General features: G+C 43.0%; 19 protein-coding genes, 1 tRNA gene and 1 pseudogene. 4 read left to right on the forward strand and 17 right to left on the reverse strand.

Annotation, left to right across the window (positions count from 1 at the left end; all coding sequences use genetic code 11):
• Window positions 1-241: 241 nt before the first annotated feature.
• The 9 genes from secG to rpoN form a co-directional block, all read right to left on the reverse strand.
• Complete coding sequence (gene secG, locus GJU40_RS09235) at window positions 242-475, reverse strand: preprotein translocase subunit SecG (RefSeq protein ID WP_154307476.1); 234 nt, start codon at window positions 473-475, stop codon at window positions 242-244.
• A 172-nt stretch (window positions 476-647) separates the two neighbouring features.
• Window positions 648-1,943, reverse strand: a complete 1,296-nt coding sequence (gene eno / locus GJU40_RS09240; RefSeq protein ID WP_154307477.1) for a phosphopyruvate hydratase — start codon at window positions 1,941-1,943, stop codon at window positions 648-650.
• 20 nt (window positions 1,944-1,963) lie between these two features.
• Window positions 1,964-3,499, reverse strand: coding sequence for a 2,3-bisphosphoglycerate-independent phosphoglycerate mutase (gene gpmI, locus GJU40_RS09245; RefSeq protein ID WP_154307478.1), 1,536 nt, complete (start codon window positions 3,497-3,499; stop codon window positions 1,964-1,966).
• Entirely contained in the window at window positions 3,492-4,253 is a 762-nt protein-coding gene (gene tpiA, locus GJU40_RS09250) for a triose-phosphate isomerase (protein WP_154307479.1), read from the reverse strand. The genes gpmI and tpiA overlap by 8 nt, the downstream gene beginning before the upstream one ends.
• 47 nt (window positions 4,254-4,300) lie before the next feature.
• Window positions 4,301-5,485, reverse strand: coding sequence for a phosphoglycerate kinase (locus tag GJU40_RS09255; RefSeq protein WP_154307480.1), 1,185 nt, complete (start codon window positions 5,483-5,485; stop codon window positions 4,301-4,303).
• 208 nt (window positions 5,486-5,693) lie between these two features.
• Window positions 5,694-6,701, reverse strand: coding sequence for a type I glyceraldehyde-3-phosphate dehydrogenase (gap, locus tag GJU40_RS09260; RefSeq protein ID WP_154307481.1), 1,008 nt, complete (start codon window positions 6,699-6,701; stop codon window positions 5,694-5,696).
• A gap of 51 nt (window positions 6,702-6,752) precedes the next feature.
• Window positions 6,753-7,772: a sugar-binding transcriptional regulator gene (locus GJU40_RS09265; protein WP_154307482.1), complete on the reverse strand. Its 1,020-nt coding sequence runs from the start codon at window positions 7,770-7,772 to the stop codon at window positions 6,753-6,755.
• 134 nt (window positions 7,773-7,906) lie between these two features.
• On the reverse strand, window positions 7,907-8,155 hold the full coding sequence (locus tag GJU40_RS09270; protein WP_154307483.1) for a glutaredoxin family protein: 249 nt from the start codon (window positions 8,153-8,155) through the stop codon (window positions 7,907-7,909).
• A 16-nt stretch (window positions 8,156-8,171) separates the two neighbouring features.
• A complete protein-coding gene (rpoN, locus tag GJU40_RS09275; protein WP_154307484.1) occupies window positions 8,172-9,488 on the reverse strand; it encodes an RNA polymerase factor sigma-54 in 1,317 nt (438 codons plus the stop codon).
• A 79-nt stretch (window positions 9,489-9,567) separates the two neighbouring features.
• Here rpoN and yvfG point away from each other — a divergent pair, with 79 nt between their 5' ends.
• The 4 genes and pseudogenes from yvfG (at window position 9,568) to GJU40_RS09295 (ending at window position 12,492) form a co-directional block, all read left to right on the forward strand.
• A complete protein-coding gene (gene yvfG / locus GJU40_RS09280) occupies window positions 9,568-9,783 on the forward strand; it encodes a protein YvfG (protein WP_154307485.1) in 216 nt (71 codons plus the stop codon).
• Between the two features lie 132 nt (window positions 9,784-9,915).
• Window positions 9,916-9,990, forward strand: a tRNA-Arg gene (locus GJU40_RS09285).
• Between the two features lie 287 nt (window positions 9,991-10,277).
• Window positions 10,278-10,883 carry an ATP-dependent Clp endopeptidase proteolytic subunit ClpP gene (clpP, locus tag GJU40_RS09290; protein ID WP_154307486.1) on the forward strand — a complete coding sequence of 202 codons (606 nt, stop codon included), beginning with the start codon at window positions 10,278-10,280 and terminating at the stop codon, window positions 10,881-10,883.
• A gap of 644 nt (window positions 10,884-11,527) precedes the next feature.
• Window positions 11,528-12,492: pseudogene (locus GJU40_RS09295) on the forward strand (IS1595 family transposase).
• A 13-nt stretch (window positions 12,493-12,505) separates the two neighbouring features.
• Here the strand turns inward: GJU40_RS09295 and GJU40_RS21530 are convergent.
• The 8 genes from GJU40_RS21530 to GJU40_RS09335 all read right to left on the reverse strand — a co-directional run bounded on the left by GJU40_RS21530 (window position 12,506) and on the right by GJU40_RS09335 (window position 18,954).
• Entirely contained in the window at window positions 12,506-12,721 is a 216-nt protein-coding gene (locus GJU40_RS21530; RefSeq protein WP_154307487.1) for a DUF3951 domain-containing protein, read from the reverse strand.
• 215 nt (window positions 12,722-12,936) lie between these two features.
• Window positions 12,937-13,968 carry an alcohol dehydrogenase AdhP gene (gene adhP / locus GJU40_RS09305; protein WP_154307488.1) on the reverse strand — a complete coding sequence of 344 codons (1,032 nt, stop codon included), beginning with the start codon at window positions 13,966-13,968 and terminating at the stop codon, window positions 12,937-12,939.
• 216 nt (window positions 13,969-14,184) lie between these two features.
• Window positions 14,185-15,057 carry a GNAT family N-acetyltransferase gene (locus GJU40_RS09310; protein WP_154307489.1) on the reverse strand — a complete coding sequence of 291 codons (873 nt, stop codon included), beginning with the start codon at window positions 15,055-15,057 and terminating at the stop codon, window positions 14,185-14,187.
• A gap of 221 nt (window positions 15,058-15,278) precedes the next feature.
• Complete coding sequence (locus tag GJU40_RS09315; RefSeq protein ID WP_154307490.1) at window positions 15,279-15,539, reverse strand: HPr family phosphocarrier protein; 261 nt, start codon at window positions 15,537-15,539, stop codon at window positions 15,279-15,281.
• A gap of 27 nt (window positions 15,540-15,566) precedes the next feature.
• Window positions 15,567-16,517 (reverse strand): DNA-binding protein WhiA, encoded by a 951-nt coding sequence (gene whiA / locus GJU40_RS09320; RefSeq protein WP_154307491.1) that lies wholly within the window; start codon window positions 16,515-16,517, stop codon window positions 15,567-15,569.
• Between the two features lie 66 nt (window positions 16,518-16,583).
• On the reverse strand, window positions 16,584-17,540 hold the full coding sequence (locus tag GJU40_RS09325) for a gluconeogenesis factor YvcK family protein (protein WP_343031488.1): 957 nt from the start codon (window positions 17,538-17,540) through the stop codon (window positions 16,584-16,586).
• 1 nt (window position 17,541) lies between these two features.
• Window positions 17,542-18,441, reverse strand: coding sequence for an RNase adapter RapZ (gene rapZ / locus GJU40_RS09330; RefSeq protein WP_154307492.1), 900 nt, complete (start codon window positions 18,439-18,441; stop codon window positions 17,542-17,544).
• A 54-nt stretch (window positions 18,442-18,495) separates the two neighbouring features.
• Complete coding sequence (locus GJU40_RS09335; RefSeq protein ID WP_154307493.1) at window positions 18,496-18,954, reverse strand: NUDIX hydrolase; 459 nt, start codon at window positions 18,952-18,954, stop codon at window positions 18,496-18,498.
• Between the last annotated feature and the right edge of the window lie 97 nt (window positions 18,955-19,051).

Raw genomic sequence — 19,051 nt, forward strand, 5'->3', positions numbered from 1 at the left:
TTAACAGCGACTGTTTTCCACTCTCCCCCGCTTTGTATCCTGGAGCAGAAAGCTGCTCTGATGCATGCTCCTGCAAAGCAAAAACGGTTGTAAACAAACGTTTAATCAACAAAACCTAACCAAGCAGGCACAGGATTTCTCCGCTTTTAAAGTGCTGAGAAGAAAACACTTGCACATGCAGGAAGGCATTTTTTCCGAACAAAAAAGGCCTGATGAAATCAGACCTTTTTACACATTTATTTTATAAAGCAAAGTAGGAAACAGCGATCGTCAACACAAAGAAAATCACGGAAAGAACAATCGTAATCCGGTGAAGGACCAAGTCCATTCCGCGCGCCTTTTGTTTTCCGAAAAGCTGCTCGGCACCTCCGGAAATCGCTCCGGACAAACCGGCACTTTTTCCCGATTGCAATAAGACAACGACAATAAGAGCAATACATGTGATAAGAAGCAAAGTTATAAGAGCAGTATGCATTGTGACACCTCCTGAATACGAATAGCATTATTTTTAATTTATCACATAAATAGACAATTGTCATCAACTGCGGCAAAAGAAAACTAGTAAACGTAAACAGAATTGTCTCATGAATCTATAGTGCAGAATTTAAAAACAGCCGGGGGATCTATTCCCCGGCTGAAGAGCCAGCTTACTTTTTCAAGTTGTATAGAGACTTCAGGCCATCATATACTGCCAATGCGCCAAGCTCGTCTTCGATGCGAAGAAGCTGGTTGTATTTAGCAATACGGTCTGTACGGCTCAAAGAACCTGTTTTGATTTGGCCGGCGTTTGTTGCAACAGCGATGTCAGCAATTGTAGCATCTTCTGTTTCACCTGAACGGTGGGATACAACTGCAGTGTAGCCTGCACGCTTCGCCATTTCGATTGCTTCGAACGTTTCAGTCAAAGTACCAATTTGGTTTACTTTGATAAGAATTGAGTTTGCGATTCCTTTTTCAATACCTTCAGCAAGCTTTTTCGTGTTTGTTACGAACAAGTCATCACCAACAAGCTGTACTCTGCTGCCGATACGGTCAGTTAGAAGCTTGTGGCCTTCCCAGTCGTTTTCATCCAAACCGTCTTCAATAGAAATGATTGGGAATTCGTTTACAAGCTCTTCGTAGAAGTCTACCATTTCAGCAGAGCTTAGTCCTGTGCGTCCTTCGCCAGTCAAGTCATACTTGCCTGATTCTTTGTTGAAGAATTCGGAAGAAGCAACGTCCATTCCAAGAAGAATATCTTTACCTGGCTCATAGCCGGCATTGCGGATTGCTTCGATAATCACTTCCAGAGCTTCACGGTTAGAACCAAGGTCTGGAGCAAAGCCGCCTTCGTCTCCAACAGCTGTGTTAAGGCCTTTGCCTTTAAGAACAGATTTCAGGGCATGGAATACTTCTGCACCCATGCGGATTGCTTCTTTAAACGTTGGAGCGCCAACAGGAAGAATCATGAACTCCTGGAAGTCAACGTTGTTATCAGCGTGAGAACCGCCATTGATGATGTTCATCATTGGAGTCGGCAATTGCTTCGCATTGAATCCGCCAAGGTAGCGGTACAATGGAAGGCCTACATAATCAGCTGCCGCATGAGCTGCTGCCATTGATACGCCAAGGATTGCATTTGCGCCCAATTTGCCTTTGTTTTCTGTACCGTCAAGATCGATCATAAGACGGTCGATTCCAGCCTGATCAGTAACGTCCATGCCGATTAGTTCAGGAGCGATTACTTCATTTACGTTTTCAACAGCTTTTAGAACACCTTTTCCAAGGTAACGGTCTTTTTCCCCGTCACGAAGTTCAACTGCTTCATGCTCTCCAGTAGAAGCTCCGCTTGGCACGATTGCACGGCCAAAAGCTCCAGTCTCAGTGAAAACCTCTACTTCAATCGTTGGATTCCCGCGGGAATCAAGTACTTCGCGTGCATAAACATCAATAATGTATGGCATATTTTTCTCTCCTTTAAGAGTTATTTAGTAAATAATGTTGTTCCTGTCATTTCTTTAGGCTTCTCCAACCCAAGCAAATCTAAAACTGTTGGAGCAAGATCTCCTAGAATACCATCTTTTCGAAGTGTTACTCCCTCTTTCGTTACAATAACCGGTACCGGGTTCGTTGTATGCGCAGTGTGAGGAGTTCCCTCTTCTGTTACTGTCTGGTCAGCATTTCCGTGGTCTGCAGTGATAATCGCATAACCACCCTTTGCAGTTATGGCATCAATCAATTTTCCAAGGCAGTCATCCACTGCTTCTACCGCCTGAATCGTCGGCTCCAGCATACCTGAATGGCCGACCATATCCGGATTTGCATAGTTCAAAATAATTACATCATGATTTTCAGCTTCTATTTCACCAAGCAACGCGTCCGTTACTTCGTACACACTCATTTCAGGCTGAAGATCATAGGTTGGAACTTTTGGAGAATCTATCAATATCCGCTCTTCACCAGGAAACTTTTCTTCACGTCCTCCGCTCATGAAGAACGTGACATGAGGATATTTCTCGGTTTCAGCAATGCGAAGCTGCTTGAGATTATTTTGTGCAAGTACCTCGCCAAGCGTATTATCCAAATTTGTCGCCTTAAATGCCACATACCCCTTCACTGTTTCACTGAAGTGTGTAAAGCAGACAAAATGAAGATCTTTTGGATGATTAGGTCCACGGTCAAATGAACGGAAATCTTCGTTTGTAAACGTATTGGAAATCTGAATGGCACGGTCAGGGCGGAAATTATAAAAAATCACCGCATCATTATCATTAATTTTTGCCACCGGCTGGCCGTCCTCACGTGTAATCACAGAGGGAAGCACGAACTCGTCAAAGATTCCGTTCCGGTAGGAATCCTCAATCAATTCATCAGCAGATGAGTAAGTAGGACCTTCGCCGTACACCAATGCTTTGTATGCTTTTTCAACACGATCCCAGCGCTTATCGCGGTCCATGGAATAGTAGCGTCCTGACAGGGTGGCAATTTCGCCAACACCGCGTTCTGCCATTTCCTTGTTCAGAGCGTCAATGTACATCTGAGCAGTCTTCGGCCCCACATCGCGGCCATCCAGGAAACCGTGGATATACACCTTCTTCAGTCCCTCGCTTGCAGCCAGGTGAAGAAGTGCATACAGATGTTCAATATGGCTGTGAACGCCGCCGTCAGACAGCAGGCCGAACAAATGCAGCGCTGTTCCATTCTTTTTGGCATGCTCAATCGCACCCAGGAAAGTCTCATTTTTCGCAAACTCGCCTTCGCGGATTGCTACATTCACTCTTGTTAAGCTTTGGTATACAATACGGCCGGCACCAATATTTAAATGACCAACCTCAGAGTTGCCCATTTGTCCTTCCGGAAGTCCCACTGCTTCTCCTGCTGCATTTAATGTTGCATGAGGGTACTTGTTCCAGAAACGGTCAAAGTTAGGCTTGTTTGCTTGCGCAACAGCATTGCCGCGGATTTCATCCCGCATTGCAAAGCCGTCAAGAATAATCAGTGCTACAGGTTTGTTACTCATTCTGTCCTGCCTCCAAAAGCTGCAGGAACGATTGAGCCTCCAGGCTTGCACCGCCCACAAGAGCACCGTCAATGTCGCTTTGGGACATATATTCTTTAATATTAGCAGGCTTCACGCTGCCGCCGTATTGAATGCGGACTGCATCAGCTGTCTCCTGGCTGAAGGTTTCTGCCAGTACTTTGCGGATATGAGAGCAAGTATCATTCGCATCTTCTGCAGATGATGATTTGCCGGTACCGATGGCCCAAATTGGCTCATAAGCAATAACAACCTGCTTCACCTGATCTTCAGTAAGACCCTCCAGTGCTTTTTTCACCTGATCAGCAACGAGGTCATTCGTTTTACCGGCTTCACGCTCTTCCAATGTCTCGCCGCAGCAGACAATTGGTGTAAGGCCGTGCTTGAAAGCAGCTGCCGTTTTCTTGTTTACTGTTTCGTCTGTTTCAGCAAACAATTCCCGGCGCTCGGAATGGCCGAGAATGACATAGCTTACTCCAAGATCCTTTAAAGCAACAGGGCTGATTTCACCAGTGAATGCCCCATTTTCTTCAAAATGCATATTTTGTGCGCCAATCTTTAACTGAGTGCTGTCCGCAGTTTCCACGAGACGCTCCAGGAACAAAGCAGGAGCACAAACCACTGATTCTACTTTGTCAGAAGAAGGAACCAGGTTCTTTACTTCCTCTGCAAAGCTTTTAGCTTCTGAAAGTGTTTTGTTCATTTTCCAGTTGCCTGCAATAATAGGCTTTCTCATCGATATACCTTCCTTTCAAAGCGGTCAACTTCCGCTTTTAAAGATTTCTATTTATCGTTTAAAGCTGTGACGCCAGGAAGTTCTTTACCTTCCATGAACTCCAGAGAAGCTCCGCCGCCTGTAGAGATGTGATCCATTTTTTCTGCAAGCTTAAATTTCTCAGCTGCTGCTGCAGAGTCTCCGCCGCCGATGACTGTATATGTATCTTCTGCTTCAGCCAATGCTTCCGCTACAGCCTTTGTTCCATTTGCAAATGCATCCAGTTCGAAAACACCCATAGGTCCGTTCCAGATTACAAGCTTGGATTTTTTAATAACATCCGCATAAATTTCACGGGATTTCGGTCCTGCATCCAGGCCTTCCCACTCGTCGGGAATGCTGTCAAAAGAGACAACCTGTGTATTTGCATCATTTGAGAAGTCATCAGCTACGACTACATCTACAGGCATATAGAAATTAACGCCTTTTTCTTTCGCCTGTTCCATGAAGGATTTTGCCAAATCTACTTTATCTTCTTCCAAAAGAGATTTGCCGACACCATGCCCTTGGGCTTTGATAAACGTGTAAGCAAGGCCTCCGCCAATAATTAAGTTATCAACTCTGTCAAGAAGGTGCTGAATAACGCCAATCTTGTCCTTTACCTTTGCTCCGCCAATAATGGCTGTGAACGGGCGCTCCGGATCGGAAAGGGCCTTCCCTAACACTTCAAGCTCTTTTTCCATCAAAAATCCTGCTACTGCTGGAAGATGTTCTGCAATACCTGCAGTAGATGCATGTGCACGGTGTGCTGCTCCGAAAGCATCATTCACATACACATCAGCAAGTTCTGCAAAAGCTTTAGCAAGTTCTGGATCATTTTTTTCTTCACCAGGATAGAAGCGGACATTTTCAAGGAGAAGAACATCGCCTTCTGAAAGCTTGCTAATCTCAGCTTTTACTGTGTCCCCGTATGCTTCATCTGTTTTTACTACATTTTTCCCAAGAAGTTCTTGAAGTCGCTCAGCTACAGCATTCAATCGAAGCTCCTCATCGACTTGCCCTTTTGGACGTCCAAGGTGGCTTGCAAGCAAAACTTTTGCGCCTTGCTCTGTTAGATACTGAATTGTAGGCAGTGCTGCACGAATACGGGTGTCATCTGATACGTTTCCTTCACTCATAGGTACGTTAAAATCCACGCGGCAGAATACTGTTTTCCCTTTGACATCGATGTCTCTTACTGACTTTTTGTCCATCTTCAGGAATCCTCCTTTTTCTCAAAACATGAAAGCAGGTTAACTGCTAGCTTTTATACTATTAGTTAACCTCTCTCGTTTTTCCTTCAACAAGTTTCTGTAAAAATATAAAAGGGAAGGGAAATGGATCCCTTCCCCCAGTTACGCTTCCATTATAGCCTTTTACCTCTCTGAATCCAAACGATACCTGAATATCAGGCAGATTGAATTAAAGGCCTTGAGAACCGATGTAATCTGCAAGGTCAACGACACGGTGAGAATAGCCGCTCTCGTTGTCATACCAGGAAATAACTTTAACCATGCTGCCTTCCATAACCATTGTTGAAAGAGCATCAACAGTCGAAGAAGCAGGGCTTCCATTATAGTCAGAAGAAACCAATGGCTCTTCGCTGTAGTATAGAATTCCTTTAAGATCGCCTTCAGCTGCTTCTCTAAGAGCTGCGTTTACTTCTTCAGCAGTTACATCCTGATTAAGCTCAGCAACAAGGTCAACAAGAGAAACGTTAGGAGTTGGAACACGCATTGCTCCGCCGTTCAGCTTGCCTTTCAATTCCGGAAGAACTAGAGAAACTGCTTTAGCTGCACCAGTTGTTGTAGGAATGATGTTTTCTGCAGCAGCACGCGCACGACGGTAGTCTTTGTGCGGAAGGTCAAGGATTTGCTGATCATTTGTGTAAGAGTGAACTGTTGTCATCATACCGCGTTTGATGCCAAACTTGTCGTTCAATACTTTTGCAAATGGTGCAAGACAGTTAGTAGTGCAAGATGCGTTAGAGATAACGTCATGGCTTCCAGCATCGTATTTGTCATGGTTAACACCCATTACGATTGTGATATCTTCATCAGATGCAGGAGCAGAAATGATAACTTTCTTCGCACCAGCTTCAAGATGTTTTGCAGCGTCAGAACGCTTCGTGAAGCGGCCTGTAGATTCAACTACGATTTCAACTCCAAGATTTCCCCAACCAAGTTGAGCAGGATCGCGCTCAGCAAGAACTTTGATCTCTTTGCCGTCTACTACAAGGTTGTTTCCTTCTACAGAAACTTCAGCATCCAAGCTGCCGTGAACAGTATCATATTTCAAAAGATGAGCAAGCATATTTGCATCTGTTAAATCGTTTACTGCTACTACCTCTACGTTAGGATTGTTAAGTGCTGCACGGAAAACATTACGTCCAATACGGCCAAATCCATTAATACCTAATTTTACTGCCATTGTTGTTTCCTCCTTTAATAGGTGAAAAAATTTTATATTCAGGGAGAGAAATTACTCCCTAAGTAACTCTTTTGCCGCACCTTCATCTGTAATCAGGACAGAATCCAGCGTTTGTTTCAGGTAAGCCTTGATCGCCTTTGCTTTTGATGCTCCGCCGGCGACAGAAATCACATGCGGAATATCAGCAAGATCCTCAAGCTGTACGCCCACCGTATGTACTTTGTGAACCACTTTCCCGGACTGGTTAAAATAGTAGCCAAAGGCTTCTGCAACTGCTTCCGCCCCTTCTATTTTCACCACGTCTTCTTTGGGAGTGTTCCTGCGTTCCGCCATTGTTATAGCATCTCCTATCCCGTGAACGACCATACTGGAGGATTTAATTGTCCTCAGCAGCTCTTTGATGGAAGGTTCCTCAATAATAGAAGTATACGCATCCTTGCTCAGCTGGTCCGGAACGTGAAGAAGGCGGTAATTCACCATGGCTTTTTCAGCCATTTTCGCACATATGGTGTTAGCCTGGTTCTGAACGTTTTCTCCAAGCCCTCCACGGGCCGGCACGAAAAGGATTTCGCGGTTTCTGCTGTCAGGGGTCATCATGTCTGCTACGGCTGCAAGAGTAGTGCCTCCGGTAACTGCGACGATATTATTCCCCGTCAGCCGTTCTTTTATACATGATACACAGGCTCTGCCCAGCTCTTGCTTTACCCAGGGGGATTGATCACTGTCTCCAGAAACAATTATTACCTGCTTCAGATTTAATCTATCCTTTAATGTATTTTCCAAAAGGGTTAAACCTAAAACATCCTTCATCATTTCCTCAAGGTCTTTCAGCAGGCTGCCGCCCTCGTCTGTCAGGGTCATGCCGCTGCTGCCGATGTCGATTAAATTCTGTTCTTTCAGAAATAGGACTTCGCTTCTGAGGATGCGTTCGCTGATCCCAAGGCTTAATGACAGGCTTCTCCGTCCAATGGGCTCCATTAATCGTATGTATCTGAGTATCTGATAGCGTTTTTGCATCACTTGCAGAAGATCGGGCAATAATTTCTTTTGAACATCAATCATATTTCTCATTGCTACAGTTCCCCTTCACTCATGAGATGGACTTTTATTGTCCCGCTGCGACATATTATGTCCCGCCATGGTGAAAAAAAATCACCCCTGTTACAACTTTCATTTTAACAGGGGTTGTAAGCTTATTCAACCTATTAGTCGCCCATTTTTTCAAGTAAACGCTTTCTTATATGTTCTTTTCTAATGAGGCCGTATTGAAGGATATCTTCTCCATGAACAACCACAGGAATCATCAGCTGGTATTGTTCCAGAAGAGCATCATCTCCATAAATATCAACAGTGTGATAGTGAAATGGAAGCTCTTCCTGAAGAGCGTTGAGCTCAAGTATCGCTTTGTCGCAAAGCGGGCATTGCGCGCGTGAATATACGGTTAAAGAAAGCATATAGCACCATCTTCTTTCAATATCTTTTTCTTGCTGAAGAAGCAGGAATTTTCAGCTGCTCTCTGTATTTTGCCACGGTTCTTCTTGAAATTTCAATATGGCAGTCAACTTTCAAAGCGTTCGCGATTGCCTGATCGGAAAAAGGCTTTTTTTCATCCTCAGAATTTATCAGCTTTGTCATTAGGGTTTTTACCGCTGAAGAAGCAACAATTTCATCGCTCCCCTGCTGCAGCTTATTTGAAAAAAAGAATTTCATTTCATACATTCCGTGAGGTGTTTGAATATATTTATCCTTCACAGTCCGGCTGATAGTAGATTCATGAACGGACAGCCTGTCTGCTATCTCCCTCATTGTCAGCGGTTTCAAAAGAGCGGAAGTGCCGCATAAGTATTCTCTTTGTATCACTGCAATTTCCCGCATCACTTTCAGCATCGTTTCCTTTCTCTGCTGCAGCGATTTTGAAATCCACTTAAAGTGCTGCAGCTTTCCGCCGATATATGCCCGTACGTGCTCATCGGGAGCCTGGCCTAAAGGAACATACCTCTTGTTAAGAACAACCTCCGGATACAATCCGTCCTGATAGCTGATGGCGGGTTCCCCGTCAATCAGGGAAATCACCAGGTCAGGGATCACATAGGCGGGGCTGGAATATCCGACCGCAAGCCCCGGTCGTGGTTTTAATGCTTTAATATCATCTTGTATAAGCTGTATTTCCTGTAATGAGAGTCCTGTTTTTAAGGAAAGCTGCTTCCATGACTTTTCTGCAAAGAGTGTAAAGTAGTCCGAGATCACTCTTTCTGCAGGTTCATTTCTGGGAGACAGCCGCCTGAGCTGAAGGAGAATGCATTCCTGCAAATTTCTCGCGCCAATGCCGGCAGGCTCCAGTGATTGAATAATGGGTAAGCACTTCTGCAGCATATCCTCTTCCAACCCCGCACTTTCAGCAATATCAGCAACGGAATCAAGCAGATAGCCATTACGGTCCACGCACTCCAAAAGAATGGCGATTCCTTTTGCTTCCTTTTTCGTCAGCTTATATCCAACCAGCTGCTCGCGAAGATGGTCCCTCAGTGTACCCGACCGGGCAGAAAGCCTGTCAATCTCATCTTCAAAAGCATGATTTGCATTCTTATTGCGTGGAGATGTATGGTACAATACGTTGGAACTATTTTTGTATCTTAATTCAATGAGGGGATTTTCAAGGGTTATTTCCTGCAAATAGGCTGAGAGGTCAGCAGCGGAATATTGAAGCAGAGTAATCGCCTGCTTTAACTCCTGAGTCATATTCAGTTTAAGAGACTGTTCTTGAAACAAACCAACATTCATCTTCATGTCTATTTCCCCCTACATGAACATTTTACAACAATCAACGGCGGCTTGTAATGATACAAATCTGGAAGGAGCGTTTTCAATGAGCGAATTATTTTCCCTGCCATACTTTAAGCAAAATTTGAAAGAACATATTTCAATGAATGAAGGACGATCCGGCAAAATAGATGCAATGAACAGCTACTACCGATCTGTCGTCAGCACACTGGTCCAAGATCAGCTCACCAAAAACTCTGTTGTGCTGAAAAGAATTCAAAATCTTGATGAAGCATATAATGAAATAAAGAAAACACTTTAAGAAGAGTATCCAGTGCGGCCCTGCGCTCACTGGTCTTTCTTTCAATTATAGTCAGAAACAGAAAGGATATGTTTATAAAGGTTGATATGATTACATAAATCATATATAATATTCTTACTGACTTTAAAAAATGCGCTCGTAGCTCAGTGGATAGAGCGGTGGTTTCCGGTACCACGTCAGTCGGGGGTTCGAATCCCTTCGAGCGCGCTATAACATCTACATATTCATATTGAAAGTCAAAGCTTCCTGGTATTGAGGGAGCTTTTTTGCGTGAAGAAAGGTTTATTTTTCCACGGGAACGGATATCATGTATAGAGGTTTCAGAAGAAAAAACTGTCGGCAAACACTGTCGATAAAATTCAGGGCTTTATCTGAGTTTTTTGTTTGACCTTAATTGACCTTGTATGTATCATTAACAGTACATAAAGCTTTATATTTCAGCTAACCCGGTTTGCACAAGAAACCGGGCTGCCAGCTGCTAAGGAGGATTACACATGAATTTAATTCCTACTGTAATTGAACAAACAAACCGCGGCGAGCGTGCTTACGATATTTACTCACGCCTGCTGAAGGACCGAGTCATCATGCTTGGCAGCGGAATTGACGATAACGTTGCTAATTCCATCGTATCTCAGCTTCTATTTCTTGAAGCGGAAGATCCGGAAAAGGACATCTCCATCTACATAAACAGCCCTGGAGGTTCCATCACGGCCGGCATGGCAATCTATGATACAATGCAGTTCATCAAGCCCCAAGTCTCAACCATCTGTATCGGTATGGCAGCATCTATGGGTGCTTTCCTTCTTGCTGCAGGTACCAAAGGCAAAAGATATGCCCTTCCTAACAGCGAAGTGATGATTCATCAGCCGCTTGGAGGAGCACAAGGACAGGCGACAGAAATTGAAATTGCTGCAAAACGCATTCTTTTCCTTCGCGAAAAACTCAACAAAATCTTGTCAGAACGTACTGGCCAGCCGCTTGAAGTCATTGAGCGCGACACAGAACGCGACAACTTTATGACTGCTGATCGAGCGCTTGAGTACGGAATGATCGACAAAGTTCTTACGCGCAACATCTTGGACAACAACAACGAATCATAAACACAATAGGAAAAGGCGGCCCAGACATTTGTCCGGCCGCCTTTTTTTGGCGGTTACAGGGATACTCTCATACATGTTTGCGGTTTGGATGCTCTTGTCGGGTGGGATTAAGTCAGGGGGACAACCTGCTTATTGGGTAGACGGGAGATTTCTTTTGATAGGGAAAGAGATTTTAAAAATAACTGGGGGATTCCACGTTAAACTGCAGATAGCATAAAGGAGAATTTGGTTGGTTGCAGCAGGGGCTGACAAATAGATGGAAGATTTCCGGTTAAACAACAGATAGCATTATAATCAGTCCGTTTGAGCAGCCAGGACTGACCAATAAGCGGAGGATTTCCGCTTATGTTGAAAATAGCGGCCAAAATGCCCTTAATAGGCGGAGTTATTCCGTCTATCACCTTAAAAACGCTTAAAAAGGGGCATTATTTTGAGATAACCGGAAATCCTACCCTTATTTCTCCCAAAATAAGCTGCAAATAGCAAATAACCGGAATGTCTCCGTTTATTTTCCCTTTAGTGGTGGGCAAGCCTTCTCAATGGGAAAGCCGCTTAATAATAAAGGCTGTTTTCGCATAAATTGTTGCTTTCTTGACCAAACTGTTAAAGGCTTGATATAATCGCGTTTCAAAGAGGCGTTCGGTATGTGGTTGGATGTGTATGAAAATGCAAATGAACTTACAACAGAAGAGCAGTTAGAACTGTTTAATGCTCTAAAAAGAGACTTATTTCCAGATGAACCTGACAAGGTTACAAAACTACTGAAACAAATCCGTGAAACTCGTTTTAGTAGTGGTATGGCTTGTGTTCATTGTGGGAGCACGTCTGTTAAGCGAAATGGTAAGTACAAGACTCGCCAACGCTATCTGTGTAAGGATTGCAACAAAACGTTTAATGATATGACAAACACGCCATTTTCAGGCTCTCGTTATCCTGAGAAATGGGTCAAGTATATGGAGATGATGGTTGAGGGATATACCTTGCCAAAAATCGCTAAACGTTTAAAGATACACATCTCAACTGCGATTTTGCACAACTTCAAGGTATAGTAGAAAGTGATGAGACATTCTTCCGTGAGTTAATGAAAGGAAGAGAAGTAACCCATCGAAAAGCTAAAAAACGTGCTACGAAAGATGAAAAAAGAAGTATTTCGGACCTTAAAATTGCGGTTGTGGTAGCACAAGACCGTAATCACAATATCATTGCTCTAAAGGCTGGAACGGGTCGTGTAAAAGCAGAAGAGATAGACGCTGCGATTGGGAAGTATATTCACCCATCTTCTTTGCTCTGCACCGATACTGCGACTAATTACAAGAAGTTCGCAAAAATCAAAGGATTACAACACGAAACAGTCAATGAACGCAAGAAACAACGGGTGAAAAAAGGGATTTTCCACATTCAGAACGTGAACAATTTTCATAGCAGATTGAAGACTTGGATGGAACGGTTTCAAGGTGTTGCAACTAAATACCTCGATAACTATCTTTATTGGTTCAGATGGTTGGAATTGGACAAGCATTTATCCTTTGAAAAACAAGTGGAGCAAATGCTTATTTCGGCGTGTCAAAAATCGAATAGCACTACGGTTGATATGTTGAAAAGTGCATAACGACAAGACCGCTTTAGACGGTCTTGTGGTTATTTGATTTCTCTTCATATTGAATGTGATGCTTGGTATCCTGTACTGGATTGTCTTGTTGTAAACCGTCTCTTTTTATTCCCATTGTGATGTCATCATAAGGTGTGTATCTATTCGAAGGCGTTGATTTCTTCTTAATCATCCGATAACAAACAAAACCTATTACAGAAATAACGAATAAAGTATAAACATATGCCATTTAATCACTCCAACTCTGTAATTAGGATTACTTACTAATCAATTCTATTACAACCCATAATATTCCTTTGTCCAAAAACAACAAATTTTTACGAAAACAGCCATAATAAACTATTACCATCATTGTTTAAAAATGCCTATTAAAATCATGCTGCAAAAAAAGCAGAGCCGAAAGTATAAAGCCTGGGGCTCTGCCTTTATTCATCTATTTACATTTTATCCACAATGATTTGATTTAAAGTCGATGACCATCCGGCCTTGAATACTCCCTTGTTTCATTTCTTCGAAGACCTCTGCAACTTCATGCAGGCAGCGTGTTTGAACCACTGGCACAACCTTGCCTTCTGCCCCGAATTGGAAAGCTTCTTCTAAATCTTTGCGAGTACCAACTAAAGATCCGACAACTTCAATGCCATCGAGAACGAGACGCGGGATATTTAAATCCATTGTTTCTGATGGAAGGCCTACTGCAATCACTTTTCCGCAAGCACGTACGGCATTAACAGCAGAGTTAAAGGCTGCTTTGGACACAGCTGTCACTACTGCGGAATAGGCACCGCCGATTTGTTCTTGAATGATTTTATCCGCATCGCCTTCTGTCACAGGATTAATTGTGATATCTGCGCCAATTTCTTTAGCAAGTGCTAATTTGTCATTGTTAATGTCCACAGCTATTACTTTCGCATTAAACACATGTTTGGCATATTGGATAGCGAGATTGCCCAGCCCTCCGCAGCCATAGATGACAATCCATTGGCCAGGCTTAATATCAGCTACTTTAATCGCTTTATAAGTTGTCACTCCAGCACATGTGATGCTGCTCGCTTGTGCGGGATGTAGTCCTTCGGGAACCTTCACTGCAAAATCAGCTGTTACGATACATTGTTCAGCCATGCCGCCGTCCACGCTATAGCCGGCATTTTTTACATTACGGCAAAAAGTTTCTCTGCCTGTTGTGCAATACTCGCATCTGCCGCAAGCTTCGAACATCCAGGCCACACTCACTCGATCGCCAATCTTTAAACTAGTCACGTCATCCGCCACTTTAGAAACAATGCCGATCCCTTCATGACCGAGGACACGTCCCTCAACATTGCCGAAATCACCAGCAGCTACGTGTAGATCCGTATGGCAAACTCCACAATATTCAATATCTACTAGGGCCTCGCCAGCCTTTAATGGCCGAATTTCCTTTTCAATTATGTCGATATTTGCTTTGCTGTTTGGGTTAACTACTACTGCTTTCATGAGTAATCTCTCCTTTAGTTAGCGTAATAACTGCGATTAGATGGAAAGCGATGTTTGTGATATCACAAGTTAATTATACCAAGTCTTTCTCATTGGATATTGTGAAATGTTGAGCAAACTGTGAATTTTTGTTCATTCATTTCTTTAGATACCCATTCCCACATTTACATTTTATTTGATAGGAAATTGCTCACACCTGTTTATTTTCCAACCGCGTCATAGGTGCGATCGGTATGAGAAACTATTTCTAGGGATAACAACAGCACTGCAAGTTTTTTCATAAAACTCAAGGGGACCGGCTTCTCCAATAACAGCATATTCATAGCCTATCTCCTTCATCTCACTTAAACAATAATGAAGCAGAGTATATCCTATTCCCTGTATCCTGTATGCAAGTGATGTACCCATTGGACCAAACACGCCTCTTTTTCCTCCCACTACATCAAAACAAGCAAAACCTGTAATCTCCTTCCCTTCTAAAGCAATATAGATAGGGATATCTTTTTGAGAAAAACCGTTTGAAACTGACTCTATCCACCCACTTCCAAATTCTCGTCCTACAAAAATTTTCAAAGCAGCAGCATCACTTTGCTTTGCTTTTCTAAAAGTTATCCCGCCTGTTGGAATAGTTGGAGTAGAATAGTCTTTTAAAAAAACAATCATATCTCTTGGGTGAGACAGGATGTCAAGAATACGGGAAACATCCAATCCAGCAAATATTGCACTCGTTAAAGAGTCATTCACTTTAAAGATTGCATCCACTATATGTCCTTCATTTACATACAATTGTTTAAAACGTTTCATTTGATACCTCGCGTTCTCCATTACCATTTTCGTGGTTTGAGAAATATGTATGGTAAAAGGTTTATAAATAACTCCTTTTTCTTCCTTAGCGGAGTATATTTCCCTCATCCTCTCATTTAATATCCCTATAAGACTTGGATACTCCCTATGCAGCTCAGCACCTGCCCCGGTCCTATCGAGCAATATGCCCAGCAGTAAATGAACCGGATACACAATCTGTGCTGTCCTTTCAGCTTCCATTTCTGCAAATTCAATCATTCTTAAAGAACGATCAGTGTATTTCAATAGACTTCACCGCCCGTCATTTTTTTAAATAATGAAAACATTATTTTTAAAAAATCAATGTAAGAAAAATGCCGCCTCAGTCCCATTCTCCATTTCTCAACAAAAAAAACTGCACCCCAATCGTTAGTTATGTCTAACAATGGAGTGCAGTTCAAAATGTATCATCACCCAAATCAAAGGGTATTCAGTCGAGAATGCTAATCCTGCCGATAACGGAAGGATTAAGCACCTTCCTGTTTCACATAGTCAGCCAATGCCTCAAGAGCCTCGTCCTCATCTGCTCCATCAGCGAATAATGTAATGGTCGTGCCAGTCCCAATGGCAAGGCTCATTAATCCCATGATGCTTTTGGCATTGACCTTTTTACCGTCTTTTTCAAGGAAGATATCCGCAGAAAAGCGGTTTGCTTCCTGTACAAATAATGCTGCAGGACGTGCCTGCAGACCAGTTTTCAATTGTACTTCCACACTTTTTTCAACCATCTCTTAATCCCCTCTCCCTACTTCAATTTATTTAAAAGACACCGGCTGTCCAAGACGAAGCTGCTCGGCAATTCCGTCCAGCTTGCGCAATCTATGGTTGATTCCGGATTTGCTGATTGTCCCTGTTGATACCATTTCCCCAAGTTCTTTTAAAGTAACATCCTGGTATTCGACTCTCAGCCTTGCGATCTCACTCAGTTTTTCCGGAAGCGCCTCAAGGCCGATTCTTTCATCAATATATTTGATATTTTCCACTTGCCTGATGGCTGCGCCGATTGTTTTGTTTAAATTGGCTGTTTCACAATTTACAAGCCTGTTCACGGAATTTCTCATATCGCGGACAATTCTTACATCCTCAAAACGGAGGAGAGCAGAATGCGCGCCAACATTGCTGAGAAAATCAGCAATCTTTTCCGCTTCCTTCAAGTACGTGATAAAGCCCTTTTTTCTTTCGAGTGTTTTACTGTTTAAGTGGAAGGTATTCATTAACTCACATAAGGAATCGTTATGTTCCTTATAGAGGGAAAAAATTTCTAAATGATAAGAGGAAGTTTCGGGGTTGTTAACAGAACCTCCTGCCAAAAACGCTCCCCTCATATAAGAACGCTTGCAGCATTTTTTCTTGACGAGCGTTTCAGAAATGCTTCGGTGAAAAACAAATCCTTCTTCAAGAATTAATAGATCTTCCAATATTTCTCTGGCCTGATCTGCAAGCCTTACAATATACACATTGTTTTTCTTTAATCGCATTTTTTTCCTGACAAGCAATTCTACGTTCACATCAAACTGCTTTTTAAGCAGGGTATAAATGCGGCGGGCAATTGCAGCATTTTCTGTCTGAATATCCAGCACAATTTTTCTGTTGGAAAAAGAAATGGAGCCATTCATGCGGATTAAAGCCGAAAGCTCAGCCTTCATGCAGCAAGGCTTCATTTCAAAGTTTGTCAGTTCTTTTTTCGTTTCAGATGCAAAAGACAAGCTTACTGCACCCCCAATCTATCTAAATGTGCATGCGTTTGCATTGCTCATATACTCTAGTATACACTACTTCAGCATCTCGTAAATCAGTTTGGCCACCTTTACCGTATCATGGCGGATTACACCATTTTCATACGTAATAATTGAATCGTACAGTGCTTCAAGGCCGAGAGCTTGAAGTTCATCCGTATCAAAGTGAACAGGCTTTGCCAGCTCTTCAGCATATCGAATCCGCAATTCATCAGGAATGCCTTCATGATTCACAAGAATTTTATCAATAAATTCGCAGTTCATATGATCATAGAGAGCTTTCACATGGTCGCTCGCTGAATAATACAGTGTTTCTCCAGGCTGCGTCATTACGTTGCAAATATAGATTTTTTGTGCCTCTGCATGGCAGACAGCTTCTCCAAGCTTCGGAACGAGGAGGTTGGGCAGAATGCTAGTATATAAGCTTCCCGGACCAATGATGATAAGGTCTGCTTCGCTGATTGCATCCAGTGTTTCCGGCAGCGGCTCGACCTCCTTTGGAGACAGAAAAACCCTTTTAATTTTTTTCCCGGCAATAGGAATTTTGGACTCTCCCGATACAACGGTACGGTCCTCCATCACTGCCTTTAACACAACACTTGTATTGGCTGCAGGGAGAACTCTTCCTCTGACATTTAAAACCTTGCTCATTTCCCTGACCGCATTCGTAAAATCACCTGTAATGTTGGTCATCGCTGCAAGAATTAAATTACCCAGTGAATGCCCTGTCAAGCTGTTGCCTTTATTGAATCTGTGCTGAAACAGTTCCTCAACAAGAGGTTCTACATCTGATAGTGCTGCTAAAACATTTCGTATATCTCCAGGCGGCGGTATTTTCAGTTCATTGCGGAGCCTGCCTGAACTTCCCCCATCATCTGCTACAGTTACGATAGCTGTGATATCAAGCGGATATTTCTTCAATCCTCTTAACAGTACGGAAAGTCCTGTTCCTCCGCCAATGATGACAATTTTTGGCTCGACGTTATCTGTCACGTTAACGATGTCTTCTTTCTATGTCTCTGTGCGTCACATGAGTTTTATAATCTTTTTTAAAGTGATTTGCTATATGCTCTGCCAGTGTAACTGAACGATGCTGACCGCCTGTACAGCCTATCGATATGACCAGCTGGCTTTTGCCTTCCCGCTTGTAGTTGGGCAGCATAAATGCCAGCAGATCAAGGATTTTTTCAAGAAATTTCTGTGTTTCGTTCCACTTCAGCACATAGGACGAAACTTCTTCCTCCAGGCCTGTTTTCGCCCTCATATGCTCAATATAATGCGGATTTGGCAGAAAGCGCACATCAAAAACAAGATCCGCATCAATCGGGATGCCGTATTTAAAACCGAACGACATCACATTTACTGTAAAGGTATGCTCCTGATTCTCAGCAAACTGCTTCAGAATTTTCTCCCTGAGCTCCCTCGGCTTCAGATCTGTTGTATCAAAAATAATCTGGGCTCTGCCCTTAAACTCTTCAAGCAGCTCGCGTTCAAGGCTGATACCCTCCAGCGGAAGCCCGGTTGAAGCAAGCGGATGGGAGCGCCTTGTTTCCTTGTATCTGGTGACAAGTGTCGAATCTTTTGCATCAAGAAAAAGAATTTGCGGCGTAATCCACGCTTTTTCCGCTATATCATCCAGTGCCTGAAAAAGTGAATCGAAGAACTCTCTTCCGCGCAGGTCCATACCAAGCGCAACCTTGTTCATTTTAGATCCTGAATCTTTCATCAGCTCCAGAAACTTTGGCAGAAGTGTCGGCGGGAGATTATCCACACAAAAAAATCCCAGATCTTCAAAGCTTTGTATAGCGACAGTTTTCCCCGCTCCAGACATTCCAGTGATAATCACCATCTGTGTTTCCTGAGACAGCTGATGAGTGTTTTCCTCTGTTTCCATGCAGGACAGCCTCCTCTCACATTGTTATTTTTAATTCGCCTTGCTATCTATCAATCATTGAGGATCCAAACGATAAGAAAGAAGTTCAAAGTCCGGTGTATATGTAAAGGTTCCAAAAATCATGCGTGATCCCTTCATAACGTAATCCAGGATATGATGATCACCGGGAGCCATCGGCAGACTTGGTATATCAGCAACCTCCTGCCACTCCAGTATCCCTTCCTCGCATTCCTCAACATTTTCGCCTTCATATTCTGAAGCAAAAAACGTAAACATCATCCATTCAGAGACAATTTCATTGCCTTCTTTAATAATAAAAGTGAAAAGCCCTTTTAACTCGGGATTTTTCAAATAAATGCCAGTCTCTTCGCGGTATTCTCTAATCACACTATCTTTTACGGACTCACCCTGCTCCATCTTTCCTCCAGGCGCAACCCACCAGCCTCTTCTCGGCTTCTGAAGCAGCAATGCTTTTGAATCTTTCAGCAGTACGCAATTTGTAATCCTCTGCATAACGTTCACCTCAAACCTCAAGAAATCTAATCTAGCTTCATTATACTATTTTACACATGCCCCCACAATGAACTACTCTGCCCATTGGAAAAGTTTC

This window comes from Metabacillus lacus (genome assembly GCF_009674805.1).
In the GTDB taxonomy this organism is placed as follows: Bacteria; Bacillota; Bacilli; order Bacillales; family Bacillaceae; genus Metabacillus_C; species Metabacillus_C lacus.